The sequence below is a fragment of the Sphingomonas montana genome (assembly GCF_001956315.1).
GTDB lineage: Bacteria > Pseudomonadota > Alphaproteobacteria > Sphingomonadales > Sphingomonadaceae > Sphingomonas_R > Sphingomonas_R montana.
In genome coordinates this window covers 1-19,201 of sequence record NZ_KV887136.1, presented here as the reverse complement: position 1 = coordinate 19,201, position 19,201 = coordinate 1, and the positions used below count along the sequence as shown (strand labels likewise).

18 protein-coding genes and 2 pseudogenes are annotated in these 19,201 nt (G+C 68.0%); 16 read left to right on the top strand and 4 right to left on the bottom strand.

The genetic code is table 11. The annotated features are described in order from the left end of the window. Positions 1-80 precede the first annotated feature (80 nt). Positions 81-691 (top strand): annotated as a pseudogene (locus BKY59_RS00395) (glutathione S-transferase family protein); the annotation flags it as partial. Between the two features lies 1 nt (position 692). Next, positions 693-770 (top strand): annotated as a pseudogene (locus tag BKY59_RS17955) (glutathione S-transferase family protein); the annotation flags it as partial. Between the two features lie 42 nt (positions 771-812). On the opposite strand, the gene BKY59_RS00390 reads toward BKY59_RS17955, so the two are convergent. Together BKY59_RS00390 and ubiG are read right to left on the bottom strand one after the other, a co-directional pair. Further along, entirely contained in the window at positions 813-2,360 is a 1,548-nt protein-coding gene (locus BKY59_RS00390) for an alkaline phosphatase D family protein (RefSeq protein ID WP_076068131.1), read from the bottom strand. 130 nt (positions 2,361-2,490) lie between these two features. Beyond that, complete coding sequence (ubiG, locus tag BKY59_RS00385; RefSeq protein WP_076068130.1) at positions 2,491-3,234, bottom strand: bifunctional 2-polyprenyl-6-hydroxyphenol methylase/3-demethylubiquinol 3-O-methyltransferase UbiG; 744 nt, start codon at positions 3,232-3,234, stop codon at positions 2,491-2,493. Between the two features lie 70 nt (positions 3,235-3,304). On the opposite strand from ubiG, the gene BKY59_RS00380 reads away from it, so the two are divergent. Beyond that, positions 3,305-4,543: an aspartate kinase gene (locus BKY59_RS00380; protein WP_076068129.1), complete on the top strand. Its 1,239-nt coding sequence runs from the start codon at positions 3,305-3,307 to the stop codon at positions 4,541-4,543. 259 nt (positions 4,544-4,802) lie between these two features. Then, on the top strand, positions 4,803-5,819 hold the full coding sequence (locus tag BKY59_RS00375) for an NAD(P)H-dependent flavin oxidoreductase (RefSeq protein ID WP_206361992.1): 1,017 nt from the start codon (positions 4,803-4,805) through the stop codon (positions 5,817-5,819). A 339-nt stretch (positions 5,820-6,158) separates the two neighbouring features. Here the strand turns inward: BKY59_RS00375 and BKY59_RS00370 are convergent, their stop codons facing one another. Together BKY59_RS00370 and BKY59_RS00365 are read right to left on the bottom strand one after the other, a co-directional pair. After that, positions 6,159-6,692, bottom strand: coding sequence for a YceD family protein (locus BKY59_RS00370; protein ID WP_076068127.1), 534 nt, complete (start codon positions 6,690-6,692; stop codon positions 6,159-6,161). After that, on the bottom strand, positions 6,689-7,228 hold the full coding sequence (locus tag BKY59_RS00365) for a ubiquinol-cytochrome C chaperone family protein (protein ID WP_076068126.1): 540 nt from the start codon (positions 7,226-7,228) through the stop codon (positions 6,689-6,691). The genes BKY59_RS00370 and BKY59_RS00365 overlap by 4 nt, the downstream gene beginning before the upstream one ends. Positions 7,229-7,360: 132 nt before the next feature. Between BKY59_RS00365 and BKY59_RS00360 the strand changes: the two genes are divergently transcribed. The 12 genes from BKY59_RS00360 to BKY59_RS17170 all read left to right on the top strand — a co-directional run. Next, the gene (locus BKY59_RS00360; protein ID WP_076068125.1) at positions 7,361-7,852 is read left to right on the top strand and encodes an outer membrane protein assembly factor BamE; all 492 of its coding nucleotides are present in this window, start codon (positions 7,361-7,363) and stop codon (positions 7,850-7,852) included. A gap of 198 nt (positions 7,853-8,050) precedes the next feature. Continuing rightward, entirely contained in the window at positions 8,051-10,327 is a 2,277-nt protein-coding gene (gene ptsP, locus BKY59_RS00355; RefSeq protein WP_076068124.1) for a phosphoenolpyruvate--protein phosphotransferase, read from the top strand. A 90-nt stretch (positions 10,328-10,417) separates the two neighbouring features. Then, positions 10,418-11,299 (top strand): helix-turn-helix domain-containing protein, encoded by an 882-nt coding sequence (locus tag BKY59_RS00350; RefSeq protein ID WP_076068123.1) that lies wholly within the window; start codon positions 10,418-10,420, stop codon positions 11,297-11,299. Positions 11,300-11,372: 73 nt separating this feature from the next. Continuing rightward, positions 11,373-12,290: a tetratricopeptide repeat protein gene (locus BKY59_RS00345; protein ID WP_076068122.1), complete on the top strand. Its 918-nt coding sequence runs from the start codon at positions 11,373-11,375 to the stop codon at positions 12,288-12,290. 107 nt (positions 12,291-12,397) lie between these two features. Beyond that, positions 12,398-13,366, top strand: coding sequence for a tRNA lysidine(34) synthetase TilS (gene tilS, locus BKY59_RS00340; RefSeq protein WP_076068121.1), 969 nt, complete (start codon positions 12,398-12,400; stop codon positions 13,364-13,366). Positions 13,367-13,431: 65 nt separating this feature from the next. After that, entirely contained in the window at positions 13,432-15,381 is a 1,950-nt protein-coding gene (ftsH, locus tag BKY59_RS00335) for an ATP-dependent zinc metalloprotease FtsH (protein WP_076068120.1), read from the top strand. 268 nt (positions 15,382-15,649) lie between these two features. Further along, positions 15,650-16,909 (top strand): glutamate-5-semialdehyde dehydrogenase, encoded by a 1,260-nt coding sequence (locus BKY59_RS00330; protein WP_076068119.1) that lies wholly within the window; start codon positions 15,650-15,652, stop codon positions 16,907-16,909. A 31-nt stretch (positions 16,910-16,940) separates the two neighbouring features. Beyond that, positions 16,941-17,102, top strand: coding sequence for a hypothetical protein (locus BKY59_RS17535; protein ID WP_165374770.1), 162 nt, complete (start codon positions 16,941-16,943; stop codon positions 17,100-17,102). Positions 17,103-17,445: 343 nt separating this feature from the next. Further along, a complete protein-coding gene (locus BKY59_RS00320; RefSeq protein ID WP_076068117.1) occupies positions 17,446-18,093 on the top strand; it encodes a nicotinate-nucleotide adenylyltransferase in 648 nt (215 codons plus the stop codon). A gap of 8 nt (positions 18,094-18,101) precedes the next feature. Then, complete coding sequence (gene rsfS, locus BKY59_RS00315; protein WP_076068116.1) at positions 18,102-18,521, top strand: ribosome silencing factor; 420 nt, start codon at positions 18,102-18,104, stop codon at positions 18,519-18,521. Between the two features lie 3 nt (positions 18,522-18,524). Continuing rightward, complete coding sequence (locus BKY59_RS00310) at positions 18,525-18,947, top strand: 23S rRNA (pseudouridine(1915)-N(3))-methyltransferase RlmH (protein WP_076068115.1); 423 nt, start codon at positions 18,525-18,527, stop codon at positions 18,945-18,947. Positions 18,948-19,002: 55 nt separating this feature from the next. Next, positions 19,003-19,201, top strand: a 199-nt coding sequence (locus tag BKY59_RS17170) for a hypothetical protein (protein WP_206361991.1), incomplete at its 3' end; no start/stop codon positions are given.

Sequence of the window (19,201 nt, the reverse complement as noted above, 5' to 3'; positions counted from 1 at the left end):
ACCCGACCAACTGCCGCACGACAGAACCTGCAAAAGAACCGACTGGCGCCCCCCGCGTGCCCCGCTATGACCGGCCTATCATGTGGCAACTCCATCAATTCCCGCTCTGCCCCTTCTCACGCAAGGTCCGGCTCCTCCTCGGCGAGAAGGGAATCGGCTACGAACTCATCCGCGAATCGCCCTGGGCGCGGCGCGACGAGTTTCTCGACATGAACCCCGCCGGCCAGACGCCCGTCATGACCGACGCCGTCGCCGGCCTCACGCTGATCGATTCGACCGCGATCTGCGAATATCTCGAGGAGACGATCGACAAGGCGCCGATGCTCAACGGCCCGGCCGCCAACCGCGCCGAGATCCGCCGCCTCGTCGCCTGGTTCGACGAGAAGGTCTATCACGAGGTCGTCGCCCCGCTGATGCACGAACGGATGCTGAAACGCATCGTCCACCGCGCCGCGCCCGATGCCAAGGTGCTGCGCGAGGCGATGAAGGTCGCCAACAGCCATCTCGACTATGTCGACTGGCTGCTCGATCATCGCCGCTGGATCGGCGGCCCCGTTTTGAGCCTTGCCGACCTGGCGGCCGCCGCGCATCTGTCGGTCGCCGACTATCTGGGCGGCATCGACTGGCGCGGCCACGACCGCACCAAGGAATGGTACGCCGCCCTCAAAAGCCGCCCCAGCTTCCGCCCGCTNCCCAGCTTCCGCCCGCTGCTGAGCGAACGCATGGAAATCGTCACCCCCCCGCCGCACTACGACAAGGTGGATTTCTAGGCCTGACTAAGCCCCCCCCCCTGAAGGGGAGGGGCTTGGAAGCTACCCCATCACCACCCCCGCCACCCCATGCTCGACGGTCGCCACCGCGCGCGTCGAAACCTCTCCCGCCACCGTCACCCGGTCCATCACTCTGAACCGCGTCTCCCACCGGTCCGGCGTCACCGAACAGATCAGGTAACCGCGCTGGTCGTTGCTGAACTTCAGCTGGGGGTTATGCGACCGCACCTCGGCCGCATCGCGCCGCACGTCGCCGCCGTCGCCGCCCGCGCTGATCGACGTGCCGACGAACTCCACGGCCACCGTCTCGCCCTTCGCGGTCGCCAGTTCCCCTGCGAAGTTCTGATGCTCGTCACCGGTCAGCACCACGACGTTGCCCAGCCCGCGACAGCGTTCCAGCAGCCGCTCGCGCGGGGTCATGTACCCGGCCCAGCTGTCCATGTTGCGGATCGGCACGACCGTATCGCCCGTCCGTCGGTCCAGCCGCATCATCATCACCTGCTGCGCCAGGCAGTTCCAGCGCGCACGCTTCCCGCCGAGCGACCTGGCCAGCCAGGCCTCCTGTTCCGTTCCCAGCACCTGCGCCTTCGGATCGGTCACCGCGGGGCAATCCGGCTTGAAATCGTCGTCGCACGGCTGGTTGGTGCGATATTGCCGCGTATCCAGGAAATGCGCGTCGAGCAGCGTCCCGTAGCGGGCCCGCCGGTGCATCGCGATCCCCGTCGGCCCCGGGATCATCCCCGCCCGCACCGGGCTATGTTCGTACCAGGCCTGGAACGCGGCTGCGCGGCGCAGCCGGAACACGGCCGCCGGCGTATCATATTTGTCTTCCAGCCCGACCCAGTTGTCCTCCACCTCATGGTCGTCGAACGTCGTCCACCAAGGTGCTGCCGCATGCGCGGCCTGCAGGTCGCCGTCCAGCTTGTACTGGGCATAGCGCCGCCGGTAATCGTCGGTGCTGAACGGCTTGTCGCCGATGTGCGGGCGCACGGTCGGGCGCGGCCGCCCGTCATGGCCGGGGTCCTTCGGCCGCCACCGATCCTCGTAGATGTAGTCGCCATAATGGAACACGAAATCGACGTCCTCCGCCGCCATGTGGCGGAACGCGGTGAACAGCCCATCCTCGTAATTCTGGCACCCGGCGACCGCGAATTTCAGCGCGCGCACATTCGCGCCCGGTAACGGCAGCGTCCGCGTCCGCCCCAGCAGCGTCCGGTCGCGCCCGACCATGAACCGATACCAATAAGGCCGGTCGGGCAGCAGCCCCGTCACCTCGACGTGCACCGAATGCGCCAGTTCGGGGCGCGCGATCGCCGTCCCCTTCTGCACGACGGCCTTGAATCCCGGGTCGCTCGCCACGGCCCAGTCGACCCCGATCGGTGCCATCGGCACACCGCCGCCGTCCGCCAGCGGATCGGGCGCCAGCCGCGTCCAGAGCACGAACCCGTCCGGTGTCGGATCACCCGACGCCACGCCCAGCCGGAACGGATATGCGTTGAACAGCATCTGCCCATGCAGGATCGCCGGCGCGGCCAGTGCCGCCGCCCCCAGCCCGCCGATCAGCGTGCGGCGGGTAATTTCAAGGGTCATGCCAAGCCTTTTTCCTCCCTCCCCTTCAAGGGAGGAGCCGGGGGTGGGTGCTACGCCGTCACATCGGCCGCCTGCGAAGGGGTAGCACCCACCCCCCAACCCCTCCCTCGAAAGGGAGGGGGAGCAGACGCTACCCCCGGACAGCCGTCAGCAGATAGTTCATCCGCACGTCGTCGCTCAGCGTGAAGCCCTTGGTCGCGGACAATGACAGGCCCGTGACATCGGTCACCCGCATCCCCGCGGCCGCCAGCATCGCGGTCAGTTCGTCCGGCGTCAGGAACCGGTCCCAGTCATGCGTCCCCTTCGGGATCAGCCGGCCGATATCCTCGCCGACCGTGATCAGCGCCAGCTTCGACAGCGCGGTCCGGTTCGGCGTCGACATCAGCAGGACGCCACCATCGGCAAGCGCCCCCGCCAGCCCGCGCACGAACGCCGGCTGGTCCGTCACATGCTCGATCACCTCCATCGAACACACCAGGTCGAACCGCTCGTCCGCGCCCACCCCTTCGATGCCCCCGGCACGGTAATCGATCGTCAACCCTTGCCCGGCCGCATGGCCCCGCGCCGCCGCGATCGTCTCGGCCGCCCCGTCGATGCCGGTCGCCTCCGCCCCCATCCGCGCCAGCGGTTCGGTCAGCAGCCCCGCGCCGCACCCCACGTCCAGCGCCCGCCTGCCCGACAGCGGGCGCAGCGCGGTCGGATCGGTGCCCCAATGCCGGTCGATCGCCGCGCGGACATAGCCCAGCCGCACGGGGTTCAGCCGGTGCAGCATCTTCGACGATCCGTTCGGATCCCACCATTCCGCCGCCATCGCGCCGAAATGCGCGGCCCCCTTCGGATCGATCGTTGCGGGCAGCGTCGTGGTTGCGTTCATATCTTGCGTTCCCTATCAGGTCCCGGCCCCGCGTTCCTGACGGGTTTAGCGAAGGATTTGCGCCGCAGCCATGGCACGTATCGTGATGAAGTTCGGTGGAACGTCGATGGCCGGGATCGAACGCATCCGCAACGTGGCCCGCCGTATCAAGCATGAGGTCGACGCCGGCCACCAGGTCGCCGTCGTGGTCTCCGCCATGTCCGGCGAAACCGACCGGCTCGTCAATTTCTGTCGGGAGGCCTCGCCGCTCTACGACCCGCGCGAATATGACGTCGTGGTCGCGTCCGGTGAACAGGTGACCTCCGGCCTGCTCGCCATCGCGCTCCAGGCGATCGGCGTGCCGGCCCGCTCGTGGCTCGGCTGGCAACTGCCGATCCACACGTCGGACGCGCATGCGTCGGCCCGGATCGGCGAGATCGAGACCGCCTGGCTCAAGGACGGCGAGGTCGCGGTAATCCCCGGTTTCCAGGGCCTGACCGAGGACAACCGCATCTCAACGCTTGGCCGCGGCGGATCCGACACGTCGGCGGTCGCGGTGGCCGCCGCGATCAAGGCCGACCGCTGCGACATCTACACCGACGTCGACGGCGTCTACACCACCGACCCGCGCATCGTGCCGCGCGCGCGCAAGCTGAAGAAGGTGACGTACGAGGAGATGCTCGAACTCGCCTCGGTCGGCGCGAAGGTCCTGCAGACCCGCTCGGTCGGCCTGGCGATGAAGGAAGGGGTCCGCGTCCAGGTCCTGTCCTCCTTCGACGAACCCGGCCCCAACGAAACCCCCGGCACGATGATCGTCGGGGAAGAGGAGATTGACGACGTGGAACGCCAGCACATCACCGGCATCGCGCACGACAAGAACGAGGCGAAGGTGACGCTGATCGCCGTCCCCGACCGCCCGGGCGCGGTCGCGACGATCTTCTCGCCATTGGCCGACGCCAGCATCAACGTCGACATGATCGTCCAGAACGTCGCGCACGACACGGGCTCCACCGACGTCACCTTCACCGTGCCGATGGCCGAACTGACCCGCGCGATCGACGTGCTGGAACGCCAGCGCGAAACAATCGGCTTCACCAAGCTGGTCCACGATACCGCGGTCACCAAGATCTCGGTCGTCGGCGTCGGCATGCGCAGCCATGCCGGCGTCGCCGCGATGATGTTCAAATCGCTCGCCGACCGCGGCATCAACATCCTCGCGATCACCACGTCGGAGATCAAGGTCAGCGTCCTGATCCACGAAGACTATACCGAACTCGCCGTTCGCGTCCTCCACACCGCCTATGGCCTGGACGCCGAAGACGCGGCGTAACGCAGCCCCTTACAGGGGGTGCCCGGCCCTTCTTCCCCCCTCCCTTTCAAGAGTTCACCCATCGATCAGGTCGAAACTGCCCCCGGCAGTTTCTCAATCATGCCGGGGGCATGATTGACCTGATCGATGGGTGAACTGGGTAGGGGGTGGGTCGGCGAGCGCAGACTCGCCGTTCCAACCAAGCTTCAAGCGCCCCCGTCTGCACGGTAGCCCCCACCCATCCCTTGAAAGCCCAATGTAAGAAGCCCAGAACCACCGCATGACATCATCCCACACCCGCCTCGACGCCCTCATGCACCGCGGCACCGATTTTCTCGGCACGCGCTACGCCATCATGGCCGGCGCCATGTCGTGGGTCAGCGAACGCAACCTCGTCTCCGCCATCTCCAACGCCGGGGGCTTCGGCGTCATCGCGTGCGGCGCGATGACGCCCGAACTGCTCGACGCGGAAATCGCCGCGACGAAGGCCATGACGGACAAGCCGTTCGGCGTGAACCTCATTACCATGCACCCGGCGATCAACGACCTGATCGATGTCTGCGCGCGCCACAATGTCGGCCATGTCGTGCTGGCCGGCGGCCTGCCGCCTGCGGGCGCGATCGACCGGATCAAGGGCTCCGGCGCGAAGCTCGTCTGCTTCGCCCCCGCGCTCGCGCTGGCGAAGAAGCTCGTCCGCTCCGGCATCGACGCGCTGGTGATCGAGGGCAGCGAGGCCGGCGGCCATATCGGCCCCGTCACCACCAGCGTGCTGGCGCAGGAGATCCTGCCCGACATCGCGCCGCAGATCCCGGTCTTCGTCGCCGGCGGAATCGGCCGGGGCGAGGCGATCGCCGGCTATCTCGAAATGGGTGCCGCCGGGGTCCAGCTCGGCACGCGCTTCGTCTGCGCCACCGAATCGATCGCCCACCCGAACTTCAAAAAGGCGTTCATCCGCGCCTCGGCGCGCGACGCGGTGGCCAGCGTCCAGCTCGACGCCCGCCTCCCCGTCATCCCGGTCCGCGCGCTCAAGAACGCCTCGACCGAATTGTTCACCGCCAAGCAGCGCGAAGTCGCCGGCCACCTGGACGAGAAGCGCCTCGAAATGCTCGAGGCGCAGCTCCAGATCGAACATTACTGGGCCGGCGCGCTCCGCCGCGCGGTCGTTGACGGCGATGTCGAGAACGGCTCGGTCATGGCCGGCCAGTCGGTCGGCATGGTGAAGAAGGAAGAACCCGCCGCCGATATCCTCGGCACCCTGGTCGCGGAAGCCGCCTCCGCCCTGGAAAACCGCGGCTGACCGTCCCATCCGCCAGTAACTGTGCAGGAAGACCGCTGCACCGGCGGGCCAGCAGCGCAAAGTCCTGAAACAGGTCGCAACAACAAGCAAGACGACCAAACTCCCTCTCCCCTCCGGGGAGAGGGCTGGGGAGAGGGGCCGCGGCCTGACGCTACCGGCATTTCACCGGGAACAGGATTAGCACCCCGAACCGCAAATCCTACAATGTCTCGCTCCCCAACCCCGTCATCCTGACAAAAGTCAGGATCCATTATCACTCCGCCCGAGCACCCGACCGGAACCGTAACGATAATGGATCCTGACCTTCGTCAGGATGACGGTAGAGCGGTCACCGATAGCCTATCCCCCCAGCTTACCCCGCAGTGCCGCCAGCCCCGCGAACGCGCCCGGCTCCGCTTCCACCTCGCCCTCCGCCTTCACGCCGGCCGCGCGCAGCACCGCCTCGGCGTCCGCGCTGCGCGGAAACGGGTCGAGCGCCAGCGCGAACGTCTCGGCCACCGCCTCGCCCAGGTCGACCGCAGCCCCGTCATAGGCGACCACGTCCAGGTCGCCCGCATCCAGCTCCATCTCGTCCCCCTCGACCGCCAGCGCCGGCACGAACGTCAGCGCGAACGCCTGTTCGATCCGCACCGGAATCGGCACTGCCGTCGCGACGCACGCCTGCACCGCCGTGCCCGACAGGGTTCCCGTTACCGTCACGTCCGCGCCCTTGCGGCGACATTCGACGGACGCCTCCAGCCGGCGGATCGCGATCAGTTCGAACCGTACGGCCAGCGCGATACATTCCGGCGCGGTCGCCGCGATCGTCACGACCTTCCCCGTCTCGCCGATCGAATCGATCCGAACGGTGCGCGAGAATTCCGGCGTGCTCATGCGATATGTCCTTCAAGCAGGGCGGTGACTGACAGCCCCGCCATGCCTGCCTCGACCCGTCGCAGGCCGCTCGCCACGAACGCCACCGCATCCGCCCCGGGGTCCTCGCCGCGGTACAGGTTGCGGCGCAGCGCGTCCGCGAAGGGGCCCGCTCCGCCTTCTTCCCCGCCATCCTCCGCCAGCGCGGCGCGATACGCGGTCAACCGGCCGCCCAACGCGGACACCATCTTGCCGATATGCTTGCCCACCACGACGTCGCCGACGCCTGCCTCGCGCAACTGCCCGTCCATGTCGTCCACGAACGCCTCGGTCAGCCGGGTCGCCGCCGCATTGCCCTCCGCCGGGTCGCGTTCCAGCCGGATCAGCGCGATCGCGGTGACGGCGGCCACCATGTCGAACCGCCCGTCCATCGTGTCGGGCACGCGCCCTTCGCGGTACCAGGCCGGGCGGCGCGCCGCCGCGACGATCGCGGCATACAACGCGTCGGCATCCGCACCGAATCGACGGGACTTGAAAAGAGTCTTCAGGAAGGACACTGTCGGCACCTTGAGGATAAGGGATCGGTCGCTTGCGGCCGGGGGCTCCCGGCCATATTGAGGCCCTGCGCCGAGGATGCAATCGCAAGCCTTGTCCCCGGCGCAGACGCTTGACCCCCGGGAGTATCGACTATGACGGCATCCACCCCCCGGTTCCGGGCCGTCGCCACCGTGGCGGTCGCGTCGTTGATGCTGACCGCCGGCTGCGCGCGGATCCGCGACCACAAGGGCTATGTTCCCGACAACGCGCTGATCGCGACGGTCCAGCCGGGCGTCGACAATCGCCTGTCGGTCGAACGGACGCTCGGCCGGCCCAGCTTCGTGGGCCAGTTCGACCAGAATATCTGGTACTATCTGTCGCGCAACACCAGCCAGCTGGCCTTCGGCAAGCCGAAGCCCACCGATCAGATGCTGCTCGCGGTCCGGTTCGATGCGGCCGGCAACGTCGTGTCCGCCACCCGCACCGGCACGGACCAGATCGCCTCGATCTCGCCCAGCGGCGACAAGACCCCGACGCTCGGCCGCAACACCAGCTTCTTCAGCGAATTGTTCGGCAACATCGGCAGCGTCGGCGGCGCCAGCGGCCAGGCCGGCCAGACCGCCGACAACCCGACGGGAAACTGATCTCGGCGCATATGAACGCCGATATGGCATGATCCCGGCAAAAGCCGCGGCCATGCCAGCGTTCAGGGGCTGCTCGCCAGCCCGGACGGGGTTTCCACTGCCTCTGTCGGGATGACGATGCCGGATTAGGCTTTAGATCACCCCCGCCCGAACAAAACGAAGCTAGCCCCAGCCCTATTCTCTGATAGCACGGTCGCCATGACAGCCACCGCCGCCACCTCTGCCGCCCGCGAAATCCTGACGCGCCTGCACGACGTCATGGCGGCGCGCACCAACGCGCAGGCAAAGTTGAACCAAGTCGTCAACATCATCGGCGAAGCGCTGACCAGCGAGGTCTGCTCGATCTACCTGCTGCGCGACGGGGCGCTCGAACTCTACGCCACCCGCGGGCTGAACCAGGATGCGGTCCACGTTACCAGGCTGGCGCTGGGCGAAGGCCTCGTCGGCACGATCGCGGACCAGGTCGAAACGCTCAACCTGGACGAGGCGACCAGTCATCCGGACTTCGCCTACAAGCCGGAAACGGGCGAGGATCTGTATCACAGCTTCGCCGGCGTCCCGATCGTGCGGCGCGAACGTGCCGTCGGCGTGCTCTGCGTCCAGCATGAGGCGTCGCGCCGCTACGACGATGTCGAGATCGAGGCGTTGCAGACCGTCGCCATGGTGCTGGCCGAACTCATCGCCGGTGCCGGTCTGATCGACGACGCCGCCGCCGCCGGGCGCGGCGCGCGCGATGTCGGCCCCGTCCGCCTGACCGGGCTGAAACTCGTGTCCGGCATGGGCCGCGGTCATGCCGTGTTCCACCAGCCGCGCGTCATCATCGAACACAGCATCGCGGAGGATACCGAGGCCGAGCGCCACCGCGTCTATTCCGCGTTCCGCCAGATGCGCGAACAGATCGACCGCATGATGAGCCAGGCCGAATTCGGCGTGGCGGGCGAACATCAGGACGTCCTCGATACCTACCGCATGTTCGCCTACGACGAGGGCTGGAGCCGCCGGATCAACGAGGCGATCGACAGCGGGCTGACCGCGGAGGCGGCGATCGAGCGCGTGCAGCAGCGCACCCGCACGCGCATGCGGTCGATCAGCGATCCGTTGCTGGCGGACCGGATGCACGATCTGGAGGATCTTTCCAACCGCCTGCTGCGCATCGTCTCGGGCCAGCTCGGCACCGCGGCGCAGGTGGGTCTTCGCCGCGACTCGATCCTGATCGCGCGCAACCTCGGCCCTGCCGAACTGCTGGAATATGACCGCCGCCGGTTGAAGGGCGTCGTGCTGGACGAAGGGTCGCTTACCGCGCACGTCATCATCGTGGCGCGCGCCATGGGCGTCCCCGTGCTGGGTCGCGTCGCCGATATCCGCACCACCATTTCCGAAGGCGACGAACTGCTGCTCGATGCCGAGGAGGACGAGGTCATCGTTCGCCCGACCGCGGCGATGGAGGAGGCGTTCGAGGGTCGCCTGCTCATCACGCAGAAGCGCCGCGCCGAATTCGCCGCGATGCGCGACCTGCCCGCCGTCACCACCGACGGCCGGCGGATTGCGCTGATGGTCAATGCCGGGCTGGCCGACGATGTCGCCGCGCTCGACGTGACGGGGGCGGACGGCATCGGCCTGTTCCGCACCGAATTCCAGTTCCTCGTCTCCGCGACCCTGCCGCAGCGCGACCGCCAGCAACGGCTGTACAAGGAGGTGCTCGACCGCGCAGGCGACCGGCCCGTCATCTTTCGCACGGTCGATATCGGCGGGGACAAGGCGCTGCCCTACATGACCCATGCCTCGGAAAACGAGGAAAACCCCGCCATGGGCTGGCGCGCGATCCGGCTGGCGCTGGAACGCAGCGCCCTGATGAAGGTGCAGGCCCGCGCCCTGATCGAGGCGGCCGCCGGTCGCACGCTCAACGTCATGTTCCCGATGATCTCGGAACCGTGGGAATTCACCGCCGCCCACACGCTGTTCGAAGGGCAGCGTGCCTGGGTCCAGGCGCGTGGCCGCCCGCTGCCCACCACCATCCGCTACGGTACGATGCTGGAGGTGCCGGCGCTGGCGGAGGTGCTCGACCTGCTGTTGCCGCAGGTCGATTTTCTGTCGGTCGGCACCAACGACCTGACCCAGTTCCTGTTCGCGGCCGACCGCGCCAATCCGAAACTGGCGGAACGCTATGACTGGCTCAGCCCGGCGATCCTGCGGTTCCTGGCGCGTGTCGCGCGCGAATGCGGCGCGGCCGCCGTGCCGATCGCAGTCTGCGGCGAAATGGGTGGCAGGACGCTGGAGGCGATGGCGCTGATCGGGTTGGGCATCGAACGGCTGTCGATCACCCCGGCGGCGGTCGGACCGGTCAAGGCCATGATCCGCACGCTCGACGCCGCCGCATTGCGGGTGCGCATGGCCGAGTGGCTGGCCCATCCGCCGGCCGACCTGCGCGCCGCGATCCGCGACTGGGCGCTACGGAACGAAGTCGCCATCGGGTGAATCGAGCCGCGACGATTTGACTTCGTACCGCCCCTGCGACGACAAGGCGCCGGGGCATGTGGGTTATGTAACGGGCTTTCTGGAGGCGGCATGGAAGACAGCGTCACGGGTAAGGCAGACGCTCCGGTGGGGCGCATCGGCGAACAACTGGCCGCCGCGCGCGTGGCCAGCGGGCTTTCGCTCGACGATATTGCCGCGTCGACGCGCATCCCGCTCCGCCACCTCGAAACGATCGAGGCCGACGGAACCGATGGACTGCCGGCAATCCCCTACACGCTCGGTTTCGTGCGCAGCTATGCCCGGCTGGTCGCGATCGATCCGGAGATGGCGGCCGCCGCCTATCGCGCCCATCTCAACGCCGCGCCGGCCACGCACCGGATCACACCGGAACCCTATGAACCCGCCGATCCGGCCCGCGTACCGCCGAAATGGCTGGCACTTCTCGCCCTACTGCTCGCCGTCGCGATCGCGGCCGGTTACGGCTTCATGCGTTCGGGGCGCAGCGACGACACCACGATCGCCGCCACTGCGTCCGACGCGCCGGTCGGTACGGTGACCGGGGTCGCCCAGTCCGCGCCGGCGCCTGCCCCCGTCCAGGCCGATGGCCCCGTCACGCTCACCGCCACCGCGCCCGTCTGGCTCAGCATCTACGAAAAGAACGGCCCCAAGCTGTTCGAACGCGAAATGGCGGCCGGACAGACGTTCCAGGTCCCCACGGCCGCCATCGATCCGCGCCTGCGGACCAGCCGGCCCCAGGCGCTGTCGATCACCGTCGGCAATACCGCAGTCCCAACGGTCGGCGAACCCGATCGCCTGCTGGTCGATCAGTCGTTGAAGGCCGCGGCCCTGCTCGGCCGCCCCGGTGTCACCAATGCCGCACCCGGTGCCGCTCCAGGCGAACTCGTGCCGCAGGTCATCACGCCGCTGGTGCCGCAAGGCGGTGCCGCACCGTCCGGCGGCCCTGGCGCTTAAGCCTGCGGACAGCTACCGGCCGGTAAGGCTGACAGTTGATACCGGTGCAACCACGCTCGGGGGAGCTCATCCTATGCGTCCGAAGCTGATCCTGTTCCTGCTGGCGACCGTCGCCGCGCCCGCCGTGGCGCAGACGAACGCCCCGGTCACCGCCCGCGTCGATCGGCTGGAAAAGGAAATGCGCGCGGTCCAGCGCAAGGTCTTTCCCGGCGGGGCTGGCGGCCAGCCGGGCTATTTCGAACCCGAGATCACCGGCCCCGTCGCCCAGGCCCAGCCGGGCAACGCCTCCGCCCCGATCACGGACCTGACGGCGCGCGTCGCGTCGCTGGAACAGGAGCTGGCGCGCATGACGGGCCAGGTCGAACAAAATGGTTTCCGCCTGAAACAGGTCGAGGACCAGCTTGCCCGGTTGAAGACCGACACCGGCACCCGGCTCGAAACGCTCGAACGCGGCGTGCCCGCCGCGACCGAGGCTCCGTCGCGCGCCATCCGCCCCGCCACCACCAATGCGGTCGAGGCCGATGCGCCCGACGCCAGCCCGCCCCGCCCCGAACCGCGGCCCGCATCGGCCGCCGCCGGCACGGCCGCCGACGAAGAGGCCTATCTGGCCGGTTACCGTCTGTGGGAACAGAAGGACTATGCCGCTGCCGAACCGGTGTTGAAGGCCTATGTCGCGAAATATCCGCAGTCGCGCCGCGCCAGCTACGCGCAGAACCTGCTCGGCCGCACCTATCTGGACAATGGCAAGCCCGCCGCCGCCGCGGTCGCCTTCCACGCCAACTACACCAAGAACCCGCGCGGCGAACGCGCGCCCGACAGCCTCTATTTCCTTGGCCAGGCGCTGACGAAGCTCGACAAGCCCAATTTGCCCAAGGCCTGCGAAGCCTATGACGCGCTCACCCGCGAATATGGCGACACCATCAACCAGGCCCTCAAGGACCGTGTCGCAAAGGCCCGCACCGACGCCAAATGCAAGGCGTCGGCAAACTAAGCGCAGCGTCTTTGACAGGCACAACCAGCCCCCTCTCCCCTTCCGGGAGAGGGTAGAGGATAGGGGCGTTTCCAGGTGAAGCGAACAAGGTCGAAGGGTCCGCGCCGATGCCAAACACCCCTGACCACTTCACCCAAGCCCTCAACGCCCTGATTCCCGGCTTAACCGCCCCGCTCACGATCGCAGTCTCGGGCGGCCCCGACAGCCTCGCCCTCCTCCTCCTCGCCCAACGCGCGCGCCCCGGCCACATCCAAGCCGCAACAGTCGACCACGCCCTCCGCCCGGACTCGGCGCAAGAAGCCGCCGACGTCGCGAAAATCTGCGCCGCCTACGGCATCCCCCACGTCACCCTGAAAGACTCCTGGCACTCGGACTCACGCCAAGGCCTGCAGGCCGCCGCTCGCGCCCACCGCTACCGCCTCCTCGACGCCTACTGCCATGCCAACGCCATCCCCTACCTTCTCACCGCGCATCACCGCGACGATCAGGCCGAAACGCTCCTCCTCCGGCTCGCCCGCGGCGCCGGCCTTACCGGCCTCACCGGCGTTCGCGCCACCCGCCCACTCCTCCCCGGCTCCACCGTCACGCTCGTCCGCCCGCTCCTCGACACGTCCAGGGCGGACCTGATCGCCATCGTCGGCGAAGCCGGCCTGACCCCCGTTGCGGATCCGTCCAACCAGGACCCCCGCCACGACCGAACCCACGCCCGCGCGCTCCTCGCGGTAACCCCGTGGCTGGACCCCGCACGCCTCGCCGCGACCGCTGTCCACCTGACCGCAGCCGAAACCGCCCTCGCCTGGGCCGCCGACCGCGAAGCCGCCGTCCGCATCCGCCGCCTCGCGCCCGACCACCGCCGGCTCGACCCGACCGACCTGCCACACGAACTCCGCCGCCGACTCGTCCTGCGTTGTCTGGAACCCGGCCCTCCGCCCCGCGGTGACGCGCTCGATCGCTTCATCGCCCGCCTCGATGCCGGCCAAACCGCCATGCTGGGCGTCACCGTTGCGCACGCCACGCCCAACGGCTGGACATTTCGTCCCGCCCCCCCCCGCCGCCCGACGCGCAACACGGTTTGATCGCCGCTGTTCCATTGCCATTAACGCTGCTGTGCCTATCTTGATCGGACAGGATCGGAGTGGGCATGAACGACGACAAGGAACCGCGGCCACAGGGCAATCCCTGGATGAAGAGCATCGGCATCTGGGCAGGTATATTGCTTGCGCTGGTGCTGTTCGTATCGGTGTTCGACGGCGTATCGCGGGGGCCGGCCGGCGAGAATATCGCCTATTCGGAATTTCTCGGCCGCGTCGATGAAGGTACCGTAAGGTCGGTCGAGATCGCGGGTGAGCAGATCACCGGCCAGACGACCAACGGCACAGCGTTCCGTACCTATGCGCCAACCGATCCGACGCTCGTCGAACGACTTCAGAACAAGAATGTCGTCTTCCGTGCCAAGCCGGAGGAGCAGGCCAGCATCTGGATGCTGCTGATCTATCAGTCGCTCCCGTTCCTCCTCATTCTCGGCATCGCCTTCTTCGTGATGCGCCAGATGCAGAAGAACGCCGGCTCCGGTGCGATGGGCTTCGGCAAGTCCAAGGCAAAGCTGCTGTCCGAGAAGCAGGGCAAGGTCACGTTCAGTGACGTTGCCGGCATCGACGAGGCGCGCGAGGAGCTCGAAGAGATCGTCGATTTCCTCAAGGATCCGACCAAGTTCGCCCGCCTGGGCGGCAAGATCCCGAAGGGTGCGCTTCTCGTCGGCTCGCCCGGCACCGGCAAGACCTTGCTTGCCCGCGCCATCGCGGGCGAGGCAGGGGTCCCGTTCTTCACCATCTCCGGCTCGGACTTTGTCGAGATGTTCGTTGGCGTAGGCGCCAGCCGTGTCCGCGACATGTTCGAACAGGCCAAGAAGAACGCGCCCTGTATCGTCTTCATCGACGAGATCGACGCGGTCGGTCGGCATCGTGGTGCCGGTCTTGGCAACGGCAACGACGAACGCGAACAGACGCTTAACCAGTTGCTGGTCGAGATGGACGGGTTCGAGGCCAACGAAGGCATCATCATCATCGCGGCCACCAACCGCCCCGATGTGCTGGATCCCGCGCTTCTGCGTCCTGGCCGCTTCGATCGCCAGGTCGTCGTGCCCCGCCCCGATATTGACGGCCGCGAGAAGATCCTTGCGGTCCACATGAAGAAGGTCCCGCTTGCTCCCGACGTGGATCCGCGCACCATCGCGCGCGGTACGCCCGGCTTCTCGGGTGCCGACTTGGCCAATCTCGTCAACGAAGCCGCGCTGTTCGCCGCCCGCATCGGCAAGCGGCTCGTCGCGATGAGCGAGTTCGAGGCCGCAAAGGACAAGGTCATGATGGGTGCTGAGCGGCGCTCGATGGTCATGACCGAGGAAGAGAAGCGCATGACCGCCTATCACGAGGCGGGCCACGCGGTCGTCGCGCTGCACGAGGCGGCGTCCGATCCGATCCACAAGGCGACGATCATCCCGCGCGGTCGTGCGCTTGGCATGGTCATGCGCCTCCCGGAACGCGACAGCTACAGCTATCACCGTGACAAGATGTACGCGAATCTGTCCGTCGCCATGGGCGGTCGCGTCGCGGAGGAAGTGATCTTCGGCTACGACAAGGTATCGTCCGGTGCCTCGTCCGACATTGAATATGCCTCGGGCCTCGCTCGCGACATGGTTACCCGCTGGGGCATGTCAGACAAGCTCGGGCCGCTGCAATATGCCGAACCGCAGGGTGAGACATTCCTGGGTTACTCGTCCAGCCAGCCGATCCGCATGTCGAACGAGACAGCCAAGCTTATCGATACCGAGATCCGGGCGATCGTCGAAGGCGCCTATGAACGTGCCAAACAGTTGCTGTCCGACCATGTCGACCAGCTTCACGGTCTCGCCACGGCGCTACTCGAATATGAGACGCTGAGCGGCGACGAGATCAAGCGCGTACTGGCCGGCGAAGTCATCGAACGCGACGACCCGTCCAAGCGCCGCGCCCTTCCGATCGGTATGGGCGGCTCGTCGATACCGAAGAGCAAGCGCCCCGGCGGCTTTGGTGGCGCGGCTCCGCAGGGGGCCTGAGCTTCCGGTCCCGAACATGAAAAAGCCCGGCGGATCAAACCGCCGGGCTTTTTCATGTAAGCAAAGCGCCGGTTGCAGGTTGCGCACGCCGCATCCACTGCACGGTCTGCGCCCCCTCGCGATGCGTTCAGTGTCGCCACCACCAGCGCGCCGGTCGTCACCCGAGGTATCGACCACTTCTTTTACTGCCGCGCCACCCCCGATCCGGCACGGTCCGTCGAGACGCCTTCGCAACCCGCCACAGCCCTGCTAGCGCGCACCCATGACTATGACGGACACCGATGCCACCGCCCTGATTGCCGACATGGGCGCCCGCGCGCGGGCCGCGGCGCGGATCATGGCCGCCGCCCCGACCGCGCAAAAGGGTGCGGCCCTCCGCGCCGCGGCGGACGAACTGCGCACCCGAGCCGTGGCCATTCTCGCCGCCAACGCGACCGATATGGCGCGCGCCACCAGCGGCGGGCTCGCGCCTGCGTTGCTCGATCGGCTCCGGCTGGACGACGCCCGCCTCGCCGCCATCGCGGACGCGCTCGATACCGTGGCGCTGCTCCCCGATCCGGTCGGGCAGTGCATCGACACCCGCACGCCCGCCAACGGCATCGCCCTGTCGCGGGTCCGCGTGCCGCTGGGGGTGATCGGCATCGTCTACGAAAGCCGCCCCAACGTCACGGTCGATGCCGGTGCGCTCTGCCTCATGTCCGGCAACGCCGTCATCCTGCGTGGCGGGTCGGAGGCGACCGCCAGCAACGCTGCGTTGCACGCCGCGCTCGCCGCCGGGCTGCTCGCCGCGGACCTCCCCGCCGACGCGGTCCAGCTGGTCGACACCACCGATCGTGCCGCCGTCGGCGCGATGCTGGCCGCGGCCGGGCTGATCGACGTGCTCATCCCGCGCGGCGGCAAGGCGCTCGTCGCACGCGTGCAGGCCGATGCGCGCGTTCCCGTGCTCGCCCATCTCGACGGCAATAACCATATCTACGTCCATTCCGCTGCCGAACCCGCAATGGCGGAAGCGATTGTCGTCAATGCCAAGCTGCGCCGTACCGGCGTCTGCGGCGCGATGGAAACGCTGCTGATCGACAGCGGCTTTCCCGCCGCGGAAACACTGGTCGCCGCCCTGATCGACGCCGGCTGCACGCTGCGCGGCGACGGTCGCGCGCAGGCGATCGACGCGCGCATCGCGCCGGCCACCGGGGACGACTGGGACACCGAATATCTCGACGCGATTGCCGCGGTCGCGATCGTCGACGGGCCGGACGCCGCCATCGCCCACATCGCCGCCCATGGTTCGGGCCACACCGACGCGATCCTGACCGACGACGAAGCGGTCGCCGAACGCTTCCTCGCCACCGTCGACAGCGCGATCGTCCTGCACAACGCCTCTACCCAGTTCGCCGACGGCGGCGAATTCGGCCTGGGGGCGGAAATCGGCATCGCCACCGGCCGCCTCCACGCCCGCGGCCCGGTCGCGCTCGAAGGGCTCACCACCTACAAATGGATCGGCCGCGGCTCCGGCCAGGTCCGCGCTTGAAGCAGCCGCGGTCGGGGTATAGTTCTCGGCCATGGGGAAGATGATGCACATCGGCACGGACATCGACGAAACGAGGATGGCCGCCTTCATCCAGGCTGGGATCGATTCGGCAGAGAATGAAGGCACGCTGAGTCAGGACGAGGTCGAAGCCTGGTTCGCTAACCGTCGCCAGCAGCGTCCAGCACCCGAATGAGGTCTGTATGCTGGTCGCCACTAGCGCTCCGCGACCTTGCGTTTGTCGAAGATCATTACGGTAATATCGCGCCTGATTTCGTGGTGGGCGTGGAGCAGGTGGTCCTGTCGGCAGCGCGATTGCTGGCAGCTACCAGCCACGCTGGCGCGGCCCTCGACGGGCGCGGCACGCTAAAGTGGGCCGTCGACGACCCGTGGCCGGTTGCCAAGAACAGGCGCTCTGACGGGCGCGGCACGCGAAAGTGGGCCGTCGACGACGTTCCCTACATCCTGATCTGCCGTCCAACGTCTGAGGGCATATTGTTTGTTCGCGTCTGCCATGACCGCGAGAACTGGCAGGCACGGTGAAACGCATCGGCCTGCTCGGCGGCTCGTTCAACCCCGCACATGGCGGGCACCGCGCGATCAGCCTGTTCGCCATGGCGGCACTGGGGCTGGACGAGGTCTGGTGGCTGGTTTCGCCGGGCAACCCGCTGAAACCCGCGGCCGGCATGGCCCCGCTCGGCGCCCGGCTGCGGTCGGCGCAGGCGCAGGCCCGGCGCAGCCGCATTCGCCCGACCGTCATCGAACGCGATCTCGGCACGCGCTACACCGTCGATACGCTGCGCGCGCTGGTCCGGCGTTACCCGGATCACCGCTTCATCTGGTTGATGGGGGCGGACAATCTCGCGCAGTTCGCACGGTGGCGGAACTGGCGTGGGCTCGCCCGCACCCTGCCCATTGCCGTGATCGCCCGTCCGGGGTATGACGCGCCTGCCCGGGCCGGTCAGGCGATGGGCTGGCTGCGGCGTTTCGTCCGACGCGCAGGCCATGCGGATCGGTGGACGGACTGGAGTTTCCCGGCGCTCGTGCTGTTGCGCTTTCGCCCTGACCCCCGCTCCGCAACCGCCGTCCGCACGGCCGCGCCGCTTTGGCATATCGCCCATGCCGGACGCCAGGCCCGCGATGCCGTGACGCATCGCGCGCTGGTCGTCCCCCGTCACCACGCCTAGGAGGTTTCTTGCCCGCATCCCCCGCCCCGAAGAGCGCCGCTCCCGTCCGCACCCCGGACGAATCGATCGACGCGCTTCACCGGATCATTCTCGCCTCGCTGGAGGACGATCAGGCGATCGAGACCGTCTCGATCCCGCTCAGCGGAAAATCCACGATCGCCGACTATATGGTCGTGACCTCGGGCCGCTCCACGCGCCAGGTCGCGTCGATGGCCGCCAAGCTGGCCGAACGCATCAAGGCCGAAACCGGCCGTCCGGTCCGTACCGAAGGCCTGCCGACCGCGGACTGGGTGCTGCTCGATGCAGGCGACATCATCGTCCACCTGTTCCGGCCGGAGGTACGCTCCTTTTACAATCTGGAACGGATGTGGGCGTTCGGCGACGCGCCGACGGTGCCCGGCCCCGTCCACGAACCGTTCGAGGACTGACGGCTGCTTCTCCATATCGTGGCGCGCGGCCGCATCGGGCGCGGGCCGGAGGCCGATCTGGTCGAACGCTATCTCGGCCGCATCAACGGGCCGACGCGGGTTACCGAACTGCCCGATAGCGGCGGCCGCATGCCGCCTCGCGCGCCGGCCACAAAGCTCGTCATGCTGGATGAAAAGGGCGAGCAAACCGGCTCGCTCGCCTTCGCCCAGCTGCTGGGCAGATGGCGTGACGCGGGCACACGCGAATGCCGTTTCCTGATCGGTGCGGCAGATGGCTTCGACGATGCACAGCGGGCCGAAGCGGACCAATTGATCGCGTTCGGCCGTGCCACCTGGCCGCATCTGCTCGCCCGCGCGATGCTGGCGGAACAGCTGTTCCGCGCCATGTCGATCCTTGCCAACCACCCCTATCACCGCGAAGGCTGATGATGGGACGGTCCCTCGCCTACGCACGAACCATACTCCGGCGCAGACCGGGGCCTTGACGCAACCGCTCCCCCCGAACCCACGCATCCGCCCCGTGGCCAGCATCGCGGCCCTGCTGCTGACGCTCGCCACCCCCCTCGCCGCGCAGACCATGGCGGAGGAGCGCCGCGCGCTGGTCCAGGCCCAGGCCGACGCCCGCACCGCCACCGCCCGCGCCGCCCGTTATGATCGGGCCGCCACCCGCGCCGAGACCG

Bases quoted from the DNA above. Each gene is read 5' to 3' on its own strand.
- BKY59_RS00390 (WP_076068131.1), bottom strand. From the start codon at position 2,360: ATGACCCTTGAAATTACCCGCCGCACGCTGATCGGCGGGCTGGGGGCG.
- ubiG (WP_076068130.1), bottom strand. From the start codon at position 3,234: ATGAACGCAACCACGACGCTGCCCGCAACGATCGATCCGAAGGGGGCC.
- BKY59_RS00380 (WP_076068129.1), top strand. From the start codon at position 3,305: ATGGCACGTATCGTGATGAAGTTCGGTGGAACGTCGATGGCCGGGATC.
- BKY59_RS00375 (WP_206361992.1), top strand. From the start codon at position 4,803: ATGACATCATCCCACACCCGCCTCGACGCCCTCATGCACCGCGGCACC.
- BKY59_RS00370 (WP_076068127.1), bottom strand. From the start codon at position 6,692: ATGAGCACGCCGGAATTCTCGCGCACCGTTCGGATCGATTCGATCGGC.
- BKY59_RS00360 (WP_076068125.1), top strand. From the start codon at position 7,361: ATGACGGCATCCACCCCCCGGTTCCGGGCCGTCGCCACCGTGGCGGTC.
- ptsP (WP_076068124.1), top strand. From the start codon at position 8,051: ATGACAGCCACCGCCGCCACCTCTGCCGCCCGCGAAATCCTGACGCGC.
- BKY59_RS00350 (WP_076068123.1), top strand. From the start codon at position 10,418: ATGGAAGACAGCGTCACGGGTAAGGCAGACGCTCCGGTGGGGCGCATC.
- BKY59_RS00345 (WP_076068122.1), top strand. From the start codon at position 11,373: ATGCGTCCGAAGCTGATCCTGTTCCTGCTGGCGACCGTCGCCGCGCCC.
- tilS (WP_076068121.1), top strand. From the start codon at position 12,398: ATGCCAAACACCCCTGACCACTTCACCCAAGCCCTCAACGCCCTGATT.
- ftsH (WP_076068120.1), top strand. From the start codon at position 13,432: ATGAACGACGACAAGGAACCGCGGCCACAGGGCAATCCCTGGATGAAG.
- BKY59_RS00330 (WP_076068119.1), top strand. From the start codon at position 15,650: ATGACGGACACCGATGCCACCGCCCTGATTGCCGACATGGGCGCCCGC.
- BKY59_RS17535 (WP_165374770.1), top strand. From the start codon at position 16,941: ATGGGGAAGATGATGCACATCGGCACGGACATCGACGAAACGAGGATG.